At 65.8% G+C, this 14897-nt stretch carries 14 protein-coding genes; 3 read left to right on the top strand and 11 right to left on the bottom strand.

Annotated features, from left to right (window positions below; translation table 11 throughout):
- Positions 1-6 precede the first annotated feature (6 nt).
- The 3 genes from RMR04_RS24465 to RMR04_RS24455 all read right to left on the bottom strand — a co-directional run bounded on the left by RMR04_RS24465 (position 7) and on the right by RMR04_RS24455 (position 3011).
- Entirely contained in the window at positions 7-408 is a 402-nt protein-coding gene (locus RMR04_RS24465) for a DUF4260 domain-containing protein (RefSeq protein ID WP_311911078.1), read from the bottom strand.
- Between the two features lie 2 nt (positions 409-410).
- Entirely contained in the window at positions 411-2279 is a 1869-nt protein-coding gene (locus RMR04_RS24460; protein ID WP_311911077.1) for an extracellular solute-binding protein, read from the bottom strand.
- A gap of 192 nt (positions 2280-2471) precedes the next feature.
- The gene (locus tag RMR04_RS24455) at positions 2472-3011 is read right to left on the bottom strand and encodes a c-type cytochrome (RefSeq protein ID WP_311911076.1); all 540 of its coding nucleotides are present in this window, start codon (positions 3009-3011) and stop codon (positions 2472-2474) included.
- A 198-nt stretch (positions 3012-3209) separates the two neighbouring features.
- Between RMR04_RS24455 and RMR04_RS24450 the strand changes: the two genes are divergently transcribed.
- Together RMR04_RS24450 and RMR04_RS24445 are read left to right on the top strand one after the other, a co-directional pair.
- A complete protein-coding gene (locus RMR04_RS24450; protein WP_311911075.1) occupies positions 3210-3953 on the top strand; it encodes a 3-deoxy-manno-octulosonate cytidylyltransferase in 744 nt (247 codons plus the stop codon).
- A gap of 6 nt (positions 3954-3959) precedes the next feature.
- Positions 3960-4814, top strand: a complete 855-nt coding sequence (locus RMR04_RS24445) for a prephenate dehydratase (protein ID WP_311911074.1) — start codon at positions 3960-3962, stop codon at positions 4812-4814.
- 57 nt (positions 4815-4871) lie between these two features.
- On the opposite strand, the gene nudC is transcribed toward RMR04_RS24445, so the two are convergent.
- The 6 genes from nudC to RMR04_RS24415 form a co-directional block, all read right to left on the bottom strand.
- Complete coding sequence (gene nudC, locus RMR04_RS24440) at positions 4872-5840, bottom strand: NAD(+) diphosphatase (RefSeq protein WP_311911073.1); 969 nt, start codon at positions 5838-5840, stop codon at positions 4872-4874.
- Between the two features lie 101 nt (positions 5841-5941).
- Entirely contained in the window at positions 5942-6874 is a 933-nt protein-coding gene (gene mmsB / locus RMR04_RS24435) for a 3-hydroxyisobutyrate dehydrogenase (RefSeq protein ID WP_311915932.1), read from the bottom strand.
- A complete protein-coding gene (locus tag RMR04_RS24430; RefSeq protein ID WP_311911072.1) occupies positions 6826-7134 on the bottom strand; it encodes a hypothetical protein in 309 nt (102 codons plus the stop codon). Before RMR04_RS24430 ends, mmsB begins: the two co-directional genes overlap by 49 nt.
- Positions 7135-7149: 15 nt before the next feature.
- Complete coding sequence (locus RMR04_RS24425) at positions 7150-8259, bottom strand: isobutyryl-CoA dehydrogenase (RefSeq protein ID WP_311915931.1); 1110 nt, start codon at positions 8257-8259, stop codon at positions 7150-7152.
- 41 nt (positions 8260-8300) lie between these two features.
- On the bottom strand, positions 8301-8870 hold the full coding sequence (locus tag RMR04_RS24420) for a hypothetical protein (protein WP_311911071.1): 570 nt from the start codon (positions 8868-8870) through the stop codon (positions 8301-8303).
- Between the two features lie 20 nt (positions 8871-8890).
- Positions 8891-10387: a CoA-acylating methylmalonate-semialdehyde dehydrogenase gene (locus RMR04_RS24415; RefSeq protein WP_311911070.1), complete on the bottom strand. Its 1497-nt coding sequence runs from the start codon at positions 10385-10387 to the stop codon at positions 8891-8893.
- A 125-nt stretch (positions 10388-10512) separates the two neighbouring features.
- Here RMR04_RS24415 and RMR04_RS24410 point away from each other — a divergent pair, with 125 nt between their 5' ends.
- The gene (locus RMR04_RS24410; RefSeq protein WP_092170057.1) at positions 10513-11454 is read left to right on the top strand and encodes a LysR family transcriptional regulator; all 942 of its coding nucleotides are present in this window, start codon (positions 10513-10515) and stop codon (positions 11452-11454) included.
- A gap of 26 nt (positions 11455-11480) precedes the next feature.
- Here RMR04_RS24410 and RMR04_RS24405 read toward each other — a convergent pair whose 3' ends face one another.
- Positions 11481-12785 (bottom strand): diguanylate cyclase, encoded by a 1305-nt coding sequence (locus RMR04_RS24405; RefSeq protein WP_311911069.1) that lies wholly within the window; start codon positions 12783-12785, stop codon positions 11481-11483.
- 320 nt (positions 12786-13105) lie between these two features.
- Positions 13106-14863, bottom strand: coding sequence for an ABC transporter permease (locus tag RMR04_RS24400; protein WP_311911068.1), 1758 nt, complete (start codon positions 14861-14863; stop codon positions 13106-13108).
- Between the last annotated feature and the right edge of the window lie 34 nt (positions 14864-14897).

Genomic DNA, 14897 nt, shown 5'->3' with positions numbered 1-14897 from the left:
GCCGGTTCACTCGGTCCTTCTGGCTGGGCCAATAACGCCGAGATGAGTGTCAGCGAAGCGCGTAGCATATTTCAGCCCATAACCGAGCGCCCGGTCGAACTCGACATGCGCGGCCCAGATCAAGGCCACAGCCAGCATCATGGAGGATCCCGAAGCCGTGGCGGCAACCCCCAGCAGGGCCGGGCCGATCAGGGAATGGGCGGCGTTGTAGATTGCGCAACCCAGCCGGGGGCCGCAGAGATAGCCGAGCATGGCGAGATCCGGCGCCAGGATGAGGCCGGCGAATACCCACCATGAAACGCCCGTGCGGGCAAAAAGCCAGACGCTGAGCCCGCCGAGCAGGGCGCCTTCGAGGCGCAGGAGCAGGTTCGGAGCTCCCGTGACATGGCCTTGCATGACCGCCGCCATGCTCAGGCCTTCCCGATGCGCTTGGCTTTTTCGGCGTCGTACCACCAGATGCCGGGTGCGCCGGAGGTGTATTTCGGCTTGGTTTGCGGCCTGTCGAACATGTCCCAATAGGCCAGCCACTCATGGGCGTTCCACCACATCGGAATCCAGTAGCGCCCGGCCCGCAGCAGCCGGTCGAGGCATTTGGCGGCGATGACGACCTCGGCATAGCTGTGGGCCTGCCCGATTGTCTCGATCATCGCGTCGATCGCCGGGCTGGCGATGCCGCCGAGATTACGCGAGCCAGGCGTCTTCGCCGCAGACGACCCGTAGACGATGCGCAGCGTGTCGCTGGGAATCGAACTGCCCGAAAGCGCCATGCTGACGATGTCGAAATCGAACTCCTGGGTACGGCGCTGGTACTGCGCGGCATCAACGATGCGCGAGGTCGCATTGATGCCGAGCCGCTTGAGGTTGGCCTGGAAGGGCTGCGTATGTGGCTGCAGCGCTGCTTGCGAATCGAGGAACTCGATTTCGAAGGGCTGGCCATTGGGCAGCTTCAGGACATTGCCGTCGCGTTTGCAGCCGGCGGCGCGCAGCATCTCGTCGGCTCGGCGCAGCAGGTTGCGGTCGCTGCCCGAGCCGTCCGAAACCGGCGGCAGGAAGGGCTCGTCGAAGACCTCATCGGGCACCTGCCCACGGAACGGCTCGAGCAGCTTGAGCTCCGCGGGCGAGGGCTTGCCGATGGCCTTGCAGTCGGAATTCTCGAAATAGGAGGTCATCCGGCTGAAGGACGAGAACATGATGTTCTTGTTGGTCCAGTCGAAATCGAAGCACAGCCCCAGCGCCTCGCGAATGCGTGGGTCGGAAAACTTGTCGCGGCGCAGATTGAAGATCCAGCCTTGCGAGCCGATCGGCTCGGTCTTGGGCACGGACTCCTTCTTGACCTTTCCTTCGTTGATCGAGGGAAAATCGTAGCCCGTCGCCCAGATGCGCGAGGTGAACTCCTCCTGGAAGGTGATGACACCGCTCTTGAAGGCCTCGAACGCGACCTGCCTGTCGCGGAAATATTCCCAGCGCACCCGGTCGAAATTATTGGTGCCGATATTGACCGGCAGATCCTTGCCCCAGTAGTCCGGCACGCGCTCGAACTCGATGAAGCGCCCCTGCTCGAAGCGGCCGACCTTATAGGCGCCCGAGCCGAGCGGCGGCTCCAGCGTCGAGGCTTCAAAATTGCGCGTCGACCAGTATTTTTCGGAGAACACCGGCAGGCCGGCGGCGATGAGATGCAGGTCACGGCTGCGCTTGGGCGAGAGCTGCACGACGACGATGTCGTCGCCCTCGGCTTTCGACGAGACCAGTTCGTTCAGGGTCAGGCGGAAGGAGGGATGCCCCTTGGCCTTGAGCAGATTCATGCTGAAGGCGACGTCGGAGGCCGTCACCCGCGAGCCGTCATGGAATTTTGCCTCGGGCCGAAGCCGAAACCGGTAGGTCAGCCTGTCCTGCGAGATCGCCACGCTTTTGGCCAGAAGGCCGTAGAGCGAGCCCGGCTCGTCGCCCGAGCCCGCCATCAGGCTGTCGAAGCAGGCGTCCATGCCCGCCGCCCCGTCGCCCTGGAGCACGAAGGTGTTGAGCGTGTTGAAGGTGTCGAAGCTCTGGTTGCCGCCGGCGCGCTTGATCTGCATCGTCAGCGTGCCGCCCTTGGGCGCATTGGGATTCACATAGGCGAAATAGGGAAAATCGGCGGGCAGCGCCAACTCACCGAAGGTCGAGAGGCCGTGGACTTCATCAGCTTGCGCCAGTGCCGGGCCGCCGAACGAGGGCAGGCTCGCGCTTGCCAGAGCAGCGCCGCTTGCCTCCAGCACTCTGCGGCGTGTGATGCGCATCGCCATGCTCTTTTGCCTCCAAATTGGTTCGCCGGCCGATTCGCGTTCCGATTATGTCGAACGCGACCGGCGACGCCAGTCATTCAGGGATTTGCCGTCATCCTGACGGCGGCAGCATGGCGCGGATATGCAAAAGCCGGGCTGAAGGGCCCGGCTTGGCACAATCGTAATAAGCGCCGGATCGACGCCGCGTGAAACTCAGGGCTTCGGCAGCGGCTTCGGCGCGTCGGAGAGCGTATTCAAATAGGCGATGACGTCGGCGCGGGTATCGGGCTTGCTGATGCCGGCGAAGGCCATCGCGGTGCCGGGAACGTAAGCCTTCGGCCCCTTCAGGAAGTGGTCGAGCCCATCGGCTTCCCAAACCTTGTCGTTGCGGCCCTTCATCGCGGCCGAGTAGCCGAAGCCTTCGACCGAACCCTCGTTGCGGCCGTAGACATCGTAGAGATGCGGGCCGACCTTGTTGGCGCCGCCCTTCTCGAAATTATGGCAGGCCTTGCAGGCACCGACCGCCTTTTCGCCCTTGGCCGGATCGGCCTTGGCGAGGCGTACCGCGATCGGCTCGTCGGCTGCGGGCGCTGCTGCGCCGGCAGCCGCTGCGGGTTCCTCGCTCGGCAGGTCGAAACCGGGCACTGCCGGCTTGTGGGGCGTAAAGACGATCCCGGAGATCATGCTGAGCCCCATCACCACGAGCAGAGTGGAGAGAACCGCTCCGGCGATCTTGTTGGTTTCGATATCCATCGTATCCGAACCCTCGGCCCACCGACGCGGGTAGCGCGGGAGGCAAGACAGCGCTTTGGCCGGGGCCTGAAAGCGCCGACACCCGAGCGTTGCTTAACCGCTTTGCGCGCTGCAATGCAACTCGTATAAGCACCCTCCGCTTTGAGACCTTTTGACGCTTCCCGCCGTGCCCCCTACGGCCCAGCCGAGCCTGCCGCGATGTCCGACCCGCTGATTCTGATTCCCGCCCGCATGACCGCGACGCGCCTGCCGGGCAAGCCGCTGGCCGATATCCATGGCGAGGCGATGATCGTTCATGTCTGGCGCCGCGCCATGGAGGCCGGAATCGGCCCGGTCGCCGTCGCGACCGACGAGGCCCGCATCGTCGAAGTGATCGAGAAGGCCGGCGGCCGTGCCGTGCTGACCCGCGACGATCATCCCTCAGGCTCGGACCGGATCAAGGAGGCGGCCGACATCCTCGATCCCCAGGGGCGGCACGATGTCATCGTGAACGTTCAGGGCGACCTGCCCACCATCGATCCGCGCGTGATCGCAGCCTCGGTCGGGCCGCTCTCGGATTCGGCTGTGGATATCGTGACGCTCGCCGCGATCATCACGCGCGAGGACGAGAAGACCGAGCCCAGCGTCGTCAAGGCCATCGGCAGCGAGATCGCGCCCGGGCGCATGCGCGCGCTCTACTTTACCCGCGTCACCGCGCCGGGCGGGGAGGGGCCGCTCTATCATCACATCGGCCTCTACACTTATCGCCGCAAAGCGCTTGATCGCTTCGTCTCGCTGCCGCCGTCGCCGCTTGAGAGGCGCGAGCGGCTGGAGCAGTTGCGCGCCATCGAGGACGGCATGCGCATCGACATCATCGTCGTTGACGACGTGCCGCTCGGCGTCGATACCCCCCACGATCTGGACCGCGCCCGCGCGATCCTGTCAGCCCGCGCCGGAGCCTAGAGTTTCATGCCTGTCATCGTGTCCTATCAGGGCGAACCCGGCGCCTTCTCGTCGCAGGCGGCCCTGCAGGCCTTTCCTGATTGCGAATTGCTGCCTTGCGCGACCTTCGAGGATGCGCTGGCGGCGGTCAGCGACGGCACGGCGCGCTACGGCATGATCCCGATCGATAACTCGATCGCCGGCCGCGTCGCCGACATCCACCATCTGCTGCCGCGTTCGGGGCTGCACATCATCGGCGAGCACTTCCTGCCGATCCGCTTCCATCTGATGGCGCTGAAGGGCGCGACGCTGGCCACGCTGAAAACGGTGCAGAGCCACATTCACGCGCTCGGTCAGTGCCGCAAGATGATCCGCAAGCTCGGCCTCAAGGCCGAGGTCGCAGCCGATACGGCGGGTTCCGCCCGGCAGGTCGCCGAGGCCGGCGACCTGACCCGTGCCGCGATCTCGCCGCGCATCGCCGCGGAGGTGTACGGGCTCGATATCCTGATGGAGGATATCGAGGACGAGAAGCACAACACCACGCGCTTCGTGATCCTGTCGAAATATCCGGAATTCGCCCGCCAGGGCCCGGCGAAGACCGTGACGACCCTGGTCTTCCGCGTCCGCAACATTCCCGCCGCGCTCTACAAGGCGCTCGGCGGTTTCGCGACGAACGGCATCAACATGACCAAGCTCGAAAGCTATATGGTCGATGGGCATTTCTCCGCGACGATGTTCTATCTCGATGTCGAGGGCCATCCGGACGACCCGCATCTGAAGCGGGCGCTGCAGGAGCTGGAGTATTTCTCGAAGGAGATGAAGATCCTGGGCGTCTACCCGGCGCACGCCTTCCGGGAGAGTTTCGTGGAGGCGGGCGAGTAAGTAGGCGAATTGCAGATAGCGAGTGGCGAATAAGGCGCAGGGCGCATTCGCCACTCGCTATTCGCCATTCGTCACCTCTTCGCCCTCCACGGCCCAGGCTCGCAGGATCGTGTTGGCGATCGCCAGATGCTGGGGGCTGGTGAAGCCTTCGGGATGGTTGCCTTCCAGCATCTGCAGGGCCTCGGCCCGCGAGAACCAGCGCCCGGCCTCCAGCTCCATGCCGTCGAGCACGATGTCGTCGTTGAGGGCCTCGACCAGACAGCCGATCATCAGCGAACCGGGAAACGGCCAGGGCTGCGAGGCGATGTAGCGCACCGTGCCGGTGCGCAGGCCCGCCTCCTCCCAGGTCTCGCGGCGCACCGCATCCTCGAAGGTCTCGCCCGGTTCGATGAAACCGGCGATGCAGGAATACATGCCCGGCGCGAAGCGGGCCTGCCGCGCCAGCAGGCATTTGTCGCCGCGCGTGGCGAGCATGATCACGACCGGGTCGGTGCGCGGGAAATGCTGCGCGCCGCAGGCCGTGCATTTCCGCTTCCAACCGACCGAGCCGAGTTCGCTTGGGCCGCCGCATTGGGCGCAGAAGCGGTGGCGCGCATGCCAGTCGAGCAGCGCCTTGCCCTCGCCGAGCGGGCCGAGCTCATGGGCGGGCACGAGCCGCTTCAGCGCGACCGAACGCAGATCGGTCAGCAGCAATTCAGGCCGCTCGCGCAAGGGCTCGGCAAGTGCCTTGTCGATCAACCGCGCAAAGCGCGGCGCGCCGTCTGGGTCGAGCCCGAGAAAGGCCTCTTCCAGCCCGGCGCCGAGCCATTCGGTCTCGCCATGGCTGAACCAGATCGACAGCGCCTCGCCCTCGAGCCGCTTCAGCACCGGCGTCTCGCCCGCGAGCACGGTCAGCCGTGTATCGGAGCGATGGCGCAAGGCGGCGACCGCATCGGGCTTGTCGCGCAGATCGGCCCGGCGGTCGAGATGGCTGGTGGCGAAGCCGGTCTGGGCCGAGCGTTCGCGGCGGTTGGAAGCATCGTTCATGGCTTCCGTCCTAGCTGCTCCTCACGGGGCCGCGCAAGCGCGCTTCACGAAAGCAGGTACGCTTCACGAAAGGTTGTGCGCTTCACGAAAGCAGGCACGCTTCATGAAAGGTTGCGTCCGCGCAGCAGATGGATGATGGCCGAGAAATCCGCGCCGCCTTCGCCCCAGGCATTGTGGATGCCGTAGAGCTGCGCGGCCGCCGCCCCGAGCGGCGTCGAGGCGCCGGCGGCTTGTGCGGCTTCCTGCGAGAGCTTCAGGTCCTTCAGCATCAAGGCCGAGGCGAAGCCGGGCTTGTATTCGTTATTGGCGGGCGAGGTCGGTACCGGGCCAGGCACCGGGCAATAGGTCGTCAACGACCAGCATTGGCCCGAGGAGGTCGAGGCGACATCGAACAGCGCCTGATGCGAGAGCCCGAGCTTCTCGGCCAGCACGAAGGCCTCGGAGACGCCGATCATCGAGATGCCCAGGATCATGTTGTTGCAGATCTTGGCGGCCTGTCCGTTGCCGGCGTCGCCGCAATGCACGATGCGCCGGCCCATGGCCTTGAGGATGGGTCCCCCCAGCGCGAAGGCCTCATCCGCACCGCCGACCATGAAGGTCAGCGTCGCGCCCTTGGCCCCACCGACGCCGCCCGAGACCGGCGCGTCGAGCGAGAGGCAGCCGTGCTCGGCCGCCAGCGCATGGGCCTTGCGGGCGCTCTCGACATCGATGGTCGAGGAATCGATCAGCAGCGCACCCGGCTTCACCGAGGGCAGGATATCGGCCCAGACGGAGAGCACATGCTTGCCGGCCGGCAGCATGGTGACGACGATGTCGGCCTCCGCGACCGCCTCCTTGGCCGAACCGGCGATCCCGACGCCGAGCTCGGCGGCGGCGTCCTTGGAGCTCTGTGCCAGATCGAAGGCGCTGACCGTATGCCCCGCCTTGACGAGATTGCCGGCCATGGGCCCGCCCATATTGCCGAGGCCGATGAAGGCGATGCTGGTCATGGCTTTTCCTCGCTTTGCTGCGTCGTCTGTACTTGCGCCGGCAATGGCGCGCGGATGCTGTTGTCGATTGATGAGCGCTGAATGGCGATGCGTGTCAGACCGGCTTCGCCAGGTCTTGCGATACCCTTCGGTTGGCTGAACCAGGCGTTCTTAAGCCAGCAAGCGCACCAGCCGACCAAGACGCCGACCAAGCCCACGGCGATCGTCGATTTGTCGACGCCCAGAACTTTGGATGCAAATGCTGCCGCTGCCCCGAGGAATGCGACACCGCCTAGTTGAAGGAGCCAATCGCGAAAGAACTGCAAGATTCTAACTCCGATTCAATTCCCCTTCGCGCGCCCGACCAATCCGCGCGCGACGATCATCCGCATCACCTCATTGGTACCTTCGAGGATCTGGTGGACCCTGAGGTCGCGCACGATCTTCTCGATGCCGTAATCGGCGAGATAGCCATAGCCGCCATGGATCTGCAGCGCCTGGTTGGCCACCTCGAAGCCGGTGTCGGTGGCGACCCGCTTGGCCATGGCGCAGAGCTTCGTCGCGTCCGCCGCCTTGGCGTCGAGCGAGGCGGCCGCCCGCCAGAGGAAGCTCCGCGCCGCTTCCAGCTCGGTCGCCATGTCGGCGAGCTTGAACTGCAGCGCCTGGAAATCGGCGATGCGCGAACCGAAGGCTTTTCGCTCCTGTGCATAGGCCAGCGCCTTGTCGAGCGCGCCTTGCGCCCCGCCGATCGAGCAGGCGCCGATATTGAGCCGGCCGCCATCGAGGCCAGCCATCGCGATCTTGAAGCCGATGCCTTCCGGCCCGATCCGATTGGCGACGGGAATGCGGCAATTCTCGAAGATCACGGCCCGCGTCGGCTGCGCGTTCCAGCCCATCTTCTTCTCATTGGCTCCGAAGGAGAGGCCGGGCGTGCCCTTCTCGACGATTACGGTCGAGATGCCGGAGGGGCCGGCTTCGCCGGTGCGCACCATCACGACATAAATGTCGGAGACGCCGGCGCCCGAGATGAACTGCTTCTGCCCGTCGAGGATGTAAGTGTCGCCATCGCGAACCGCCTTGGTCTTCAGCGCGGCGGCGTCCGAGCCGGCGCCCGGCTCGGTCAGGCAGTAGCTCGCCAGATGCTCCATGGTGCACAGCTTCGGCAGGAAGCTCTTGCGCTGTTCGTCGGAGCCGTAGCGGTCGATCATCCAGGCGCACATATTGTGGATCGAGATGAAGGCCGCCACCGTCGGGCAGCCCGTCGAGAGCGCCTCGAAGATCAGCGCGGCATCCAGCCGCGAGAGGCCGGAGCCGCCGACATCCTCATTGATGTAGATGCCGCCCATGCCGAGCGCCGCGGCGGCGCGCATTTCCTCGACCGGGAAATGTTTCTCCTCGTCCCAGCGCATGGCGTTGGGGGCCAGCGTGTCGGCGGCGAAGCCGAGCGCCATCTCCTGGATGGCGATCTGGTCTTCGGTGAGCGAGAACGGCGTCAAGGCTGGCGCTCCTGGCGGCTGGGCGGTGTCCGTGGCGCTTCGCCGAGCTGCAGGCTCCTGCCTTCGGGAAGCGCGCCTTCATATTGCGCCGCGCGCCTCCTATGCGGAGAGCGCGGCGAGGCGAGGGAGATGAAATCCCTGATGTCGGGGTTGTCGCCGGGGCGGCCGACGAAGACCCGCGGGCCGCCCTCGATGACGACGACATCGCCATAGGCGAGCTGGCCGTCACTGAGGAAGGTTTCGATCGTGGCCGGCGGCCGCTTCGCCACGGCGCCGCGCGTTGCGAGCAGGCGGGCGACCTCGAGCATCTCCGTCCGTTCGCGCTGTGCCCGGATTTGCGCGAGCAGCGCGCGCTGGCGCGAAATCGCGACGGCGTCCTGCCAGAGTCTGCGGCAGGCGCTGGTCTGCGGCTCGCTTAGCGGCGCCTGGGCGGTCCTGTCCGGCGCGCAGCGGCTCGCATCGGAGGCGACGACTGCCGGACCATCGAAGTCCGGCTGTGCCATGGCGTCAGGCGCGCAGCACAGGAAGACGAGCATCATCGTCTGAACCCGTGGCAATCGCGTCATCGCCGCCTCCGCGCGCCCGCTCAGCTCATCGTCGGAATGACGAAGCTCGCCCCGTCCTTGATACCGCTGGGCCAGCGCGCCGTCACGGTCTTGGTCTTGGTGTAGAAGCGGATCGAGTCCGGGCCGTGCTGGTTGAGATCGCCGAAGGAGGAGCGCTTCCAGCCGCCGAAGGTGTAATAGGCCAGCGGCACCGGGATCGGCACGTTGATGCCGACCATGCCGACCTGGACCTTGGAGGCGAAGTCGCGCGCCGCGTCGCCGTCGCGGGTGAAGATCGCGGTGCCGTTGCCGTATTCGTGGTCGTTGGTCAGCTTCAGCGCCTCGTCATAGGTCTCGGCGCGCAGCACGGTGAGGACGGGTCCGAAGATCTCCTCCTTGTAGATGCGCATGTCCTTGGTGACGTTGTCGAACAGGCAGCCGCCGACATAGAAGCCGTTCTCATAGCCCTGCATCTTGAAGTCGCGCCCATCGACGACGAGGCTGGCGCCCTCTTCGATGCCGACATCGACATAAGCCTTGATCTTCTCCATCGCCGCCTTGGTGACGACCGGGCCGAAATCGGCGGCGGTGTCGGTCGAGGGGCCGATCTTGAGGCTCTCGACGCGCGGAATGAGGCGCTTCACCAGTTCGTCGGCGGTGGCCTTGCCGACGGGAACCGCAACTGAGATCGCCATGCAGCGCTCGCCGGCCGAGCCGTAGCCGGCGCCGATCAGCGCATCGACCGCCTGGTCCATGTCGGCGTCGGGCATGATGACCATGTGGTTCTTGGCGCCGCCGAAGCACTGCACGCGCTTACCGGCCGCGCAGCCGCGGGCATAGATGTATTCCGCGATCGGGGTCGAGCCGACGAAGCCGACCGCCTTGATGTCGGGATCGTCGAGGATCGCGTCGACCGCAACCTTGTCGCCATTGACGACGTTGAGGATGCCGGGAGGCCCGCCTGCCTCGATGAAGAGCTCGGCCAGCCGCATCGGCACGCCGGGGTCACGCTCGGAGGGCTTCAGGATGAAGGCGTTGCCGCAGGCGATCGCGGGGCCGAGCTTCCAGAGCGGGATCATCGCTGGGAAGTTGAACGGCGTGATGCCGGCGCAGACGCCCAGCGCCTGGCGCAGCGAATAGATGTCGATGCCGGGGCCGGCGCCGTCGGTGAACTCGCCCTTCATCAGGTTGGGCACGCCGAGCGAGAATTCCACCACCTCGACGCCGCGCTGGATGTCGCCCTTGGCGTCGGGAATGGTCTTGCCGTGCTCGCGGGCGAGCAATTCGGCGAGCTCGTCATTGTTCTGCGCGATCAGGTCGAGGAACTTCATCAGCACGCGGGCGCGGCGCTGCGGGTTGACCGCGGCCCATTTCGGCTGGGCGGCGGCGGCGTTCTCGACCGCGGCGCGCATTTCGGCGGCCGAGGCCAGCGCGACCTGGCCGATGACGCTTCCGTCCATGGGCTGATAGATGTCGGCAGTGCGGCCCGAGGTGCCCGCGACATGCTTGCCGCCGATGAAATGCCCAACCTGACGCATCGCGCCCTCCCTACGAATGGTGATGTCCTGAGACAGGCGTCACCCCTACCATTCTCGTTTGCGCACGGCTATAGCGGCGATGGATAGGATGTCGTGCGGAAAAGCGAATATCGGGGAGAGCGCCTTTGGAGCGGTTCGACTGGGATGATCTGCGCTTCTTCCTGGCGGTCGCGCGCTCGGGCCGTTTGACGGCAGCGGCGCGCCGGCTCGGGGCCGACCACGCCACGGTCTCGCGCCGCATCACCTCGCTGGAGGAAGCGCTCAAGGCCAAGCTCTTCGAGCGCCGGCCGCAGGGCTACACGCTCACCGCCCATGGCGAGCGGCTGCTGGCCAAGGCCGAGAGCATGGAGACCGAGGCGCTGGCGATCCAGAGCGATATCGGCGGCGCCGACATGGCGCTCGCCGGCACGGTCCGGATCGGCGCGCCCGACGGCTTCGGCACCACCTTCCTGGCGCCGCGCCTGGCCAAGCTGGCGAGCGCCTATCCCGGCCTCGAGATCCAGCTCATCGCCATGCCGCGCCTGCTTTCGCTGTCGAAGCGCGAGGCCGATGTCGCAATCACACTCGCCCCTCCCAAGGAGGGCAAGGTGGTTGCACGCAAGCTCTCCGACTACCGGCTCGGGCTTTATGCCGCGCGTGAGTATCTCGACGCGATGCCGAAGGTCGAGAAGCCGGAAGACCTCTTCGATCACCGCATCGTCGGCTATATCGATGACCTCATCTTCACGCCCGAGCTCGACTATCTCGACGAGGTCGCCAAGGGCCTGCGCGCCCAGGTCCAGAGTTCGAGCGTGCTGGCGCAGATGAACGCGGTCGTCGCCGGAGCCGGTATCGGCGTGATCCACCATTTCATGGCCGAGGGCGAGCCGCGCCTCGTACCGGTCCTGCCCGAGACCGTCTCGATCACGCGGTCCTTCTGGCTCCTGGTCCATGCCGACCTGAAGGATGTCGCCCGCGTGCGCGCCATCGTCGATTTCGTCGTGCGCGAGGCGAAGGCGTCGCGGGCCCTGTTGATGGGCGAACAACCCGCCGCGGCGGTGTCGCGGCCCGCCCTGGTCGAGGGATAGAGTCGCGTTTTCCCTGGGCCGAGGCGTCAGCTGGCGGCAAGGCAGACCCGGTTCCGGCCTTGCTGCTTTGCCGCGTAGAGCGCCTGGTCCGCGCTGCGCAGGCAATGATCGAAACTATCCGCCGGATCGGCCTCCGCAACGCCGATCGAGGCTGTGACGGAGATCGCCTCGGCCCCGATCTGCAAAGTTGCGTGCGAGATATCCAGCCGGAGGTGATCGCTGAAGCGCATCGCGGCGGTTGGGTTCATTCCGGGAAACAGGATGACGAACTCCTCGCCGCCGAGGCGGGCAAGCAGGTTGCCGGTGCCTTCGACCGCATCCGCCAGGCAGCGGGCGATCAATTCGAGCACCCGGTCGCCGATGTCATGGCCGTGGGTGTCGTTGAGCTGCTTGAAGTGGTCGATATCGAGAACCGCGACCGTGCTTGAAGGGCGCGCCTGCACGGTCTTGATGAGCTTCGGGCCGTTCTCGAAGAAATGCCGGCGGTTGAAGAGCCCGGTGAGATAGTCGCGGGACGCCAGCTCCTGCAGCTGTTTCAATTGCAGGAGTGTGTCCGCATTGTTCGCGATCCGGCATTGCAGCTCTTCAGGCATGAATGGCCGCGAAATGAAGTCGTTGGCTCCGGCTTTCAGGAAACCGGCGGAGACGGCGATGTCGGTCGTGGACGAAACCCCGATCACGCGCAGCTTGTCCGGTCCGACCAGGCGGCGGATTTTGCGCGTCAGCTCATATCCGTTGATATCCGGCATATTATAGTCGGAGACGACGATCTGGATGTCGGGATTGGCCTCCAGCAGTGCCAATGCCTCCGTGCCGGACCCAGCTTCGATGACCGAATATTGCTGCACCGCCAGCGTCCTGGCGAGGTGCTTGCGTGCAGTCGCCTGGTCATCGACGACGAGGATGCGCATCTCGCGGTTGGATAAGGCGCGCTTGACCGCGGTGACCAGCGTGTCCAGCGCGAACTCGTTGTTCTTCAGGACGTAGTCGATGACGTCGCGCTCCATGATCCGGCTGCGCGTCTGCAAGTCGAAGCTCCCCGTGAAGACGATTGTCGGGATGCCGCGTTGGACCGTGAAGTCAATCGCTTCGCCGTCGGGCGCGTCCGGCAGGTTCAGGTCGACCACCGCGATGCCGTAGGCCTCGGGCTCTTCGGTGACGACCTCGTGCAGCTCGTTCAGCGAAGCGCAGGAGACGATGGGTAGGCCGATCTCCTCAGTGAGGAGCTTGCGCAGCGCCTTCGCGAAGGTCTTCGAATCCTCGACGATGAGAATCTTCCTGATATCGGCGATCGGCTCGGATCTGCGACGAGCAGCGGCGCGGTATTTCATCGGCGCAGAATCCTTACGACGCGCACTGGCAACTCGTCACGGTTCGAAGCGACAGGCCAAATCAATCAGAGAGGAAATGACGTATCCCCTCTCTGCCGATGAAACTGATAAAACACGGTAAACGCCGAATTAACCTGCGGTCGTTTGGCGTCGTTTTTGCTCATCGCTGCGGCAGAGGAGCGCCGAGCCGGCCGAGGCGCGATCTAGAGCGTTTTCGAGCGAAGTGGATACCGGTTCGCGTGAAGAAAACGCGTCAAAACAAAGAGCTGGAGCAATCGAACGATCCAATCGGATCGGAAATTGCTCTAAGCGGCGCCGAGTCAGATCCGCCAAGGCAGGACGTTGTCCGGCAGACGCTTGCCGCACAAGTCCAGCCCCAGCATCACCGCGAAAATGATCGTCGAGGCGCTGATCGCCACTGCCGCCGCCTCGCCGGCAAGCCCGGCCTCTTTCAAGCTGAACAGCACGACGCCGAGCGTCTCCGTGCCCGAGGACCAGAGCAGCGCCGAGACCGTCAACTCGTTGAAGGCGACGAGGAAGACCATCAGCGCACTGACGGTCGCCGCGGGGGCCAGGATCGGCGCCACGATGAAACGCAGCATCTGCCAGAGGCTCGCGCCGTCGAGCTTCGCCGCCTCCTCGTGATGCGCCTCGATCTGCGCCATCGCCGCGACGGGCGCCTTCAGCGCCAGCGGCAGGAAGCGCGCCAGATAGGCGAAGAGGATGATGAAAGGTGTGGCGTAGAGGCTTACTCCCAGAAGCGGCAAGGGCTTCAGGAAGAGCAGGATGCAGGCGATGGCGAGCACGACGCCGGGCAGGGCATAGGGCAGCTCGATGACGAGCTCGACGACGCGCCTGAACCTGCCCATGCGCCGCTCCAGTGCATAGGCGAAACCGATCGAGATCAGCGCGAGCAGCAGGGCGGCCGAGCCGGCGAACAGGAAGGAGTTGCGGAAGGCCCGCATCGTCACGTCCTGGCGCAGCAGCACCTCGGTGAATTTGTCCAGCGTCAGGCTCTGCCAGGACAGGGCGACGCCGAGCGCCGGCGTCAGCGCTTCGCAAAGCAGCGCGAGGAAGGGCAGGCCAAGCTTCAAGGCCAGCAGTGTCCAGAGCGCGCCGGCAACCAGCCGCCGCGCGCGCCCAAGCGTCCAGAATGGTTGCAGTGGCCGCTCGATCTCGACCTTGCCGCCGGCGCGCCGTGTCGCCAGCACGCTCGCCAGGATGCCGCCACCGGCGACCAGGGCCACCAGCAGGGAGAGCGCGGCGGCGTCGGACAGTCCGGCCGGTCCGAAGCTCGCCAGCCGCCGATAGATCAGCGTCGGCAGCGTCAGGTAGTTCACCGGCAGTCCCAGCAGCGCCGGAATGCCGAAATTGCCGATGCCGGCGACAAAAGCGATCAGCGCGGCGGCGATGATCTGCGGCCGCAGCACCGGCAGCAGGATGCGCGCGACGATCGTCGCGGGTCCCGCGCCCTCCATCTGCGCCGCCTCGACCAGCGAATGCGGCACGCTGCGCAGGCCGGTCCAGAGCGTGATGGCGACCAGCGGCGCATGATGCAGCGCCATGACGAGGATGATGCCGCCGCGCCCGAGCAGCGGGTTTGGCGTGCCTGGGGCAGGCGACAGGCCAAGCGCCCCCAGGATCGGCGAGTGCGGCGCGAACAGGCTCAGGAATGCAAGAGCTGCGACCTGTGGCGCGATCATCATCGAGAACACGAAGAAGAAAGCGAGGGGGCGCTTATGGCGCAGGTCGGTAACGCTGAGCGCAAGCGCGACAGCGCCGCCGATCAGCAAGGCTGCGAGCGCGGAGAAGCCCGCCGTCTCCAGTGTATGAAGCGTCGCATTGACCGCCGCGCGGCTGCCGATCTGTTCCAATGCAGCGTCGGGAGCAAACTGCCAGCCCGGTGCAAGGGCCGCAATAGTGAGCCGCAGGAAGGGCAGGGCGCCGAGCAGCAGGGCGGTGAGCGTGACGGCAGCCGGCAGTCCAAGCCCCTCCGGCAGACGCTGAGGCAGACGCAAGCCCGGCCAGGTCGGGCGCGGGGCGTCGTGCCGCCAGCCGGGGCGGGCGATCAGCGTCATTGCGTGGGCGGCGCGTTGCGCGTCACAGCGGGGC

Source organism: Bosea sp. 685, assembly GCF_031884435.1.
Lineage (GTDB): Bacteria > Pseudomonadota > Alphaproteobacteria > Rhizobiales > Beijerinckiaceae > Allobosea.
Note: the sequence above shows the minus strand (reverse complement) of the source record. Positions and strands in the feature narration are given on the sequence as shown.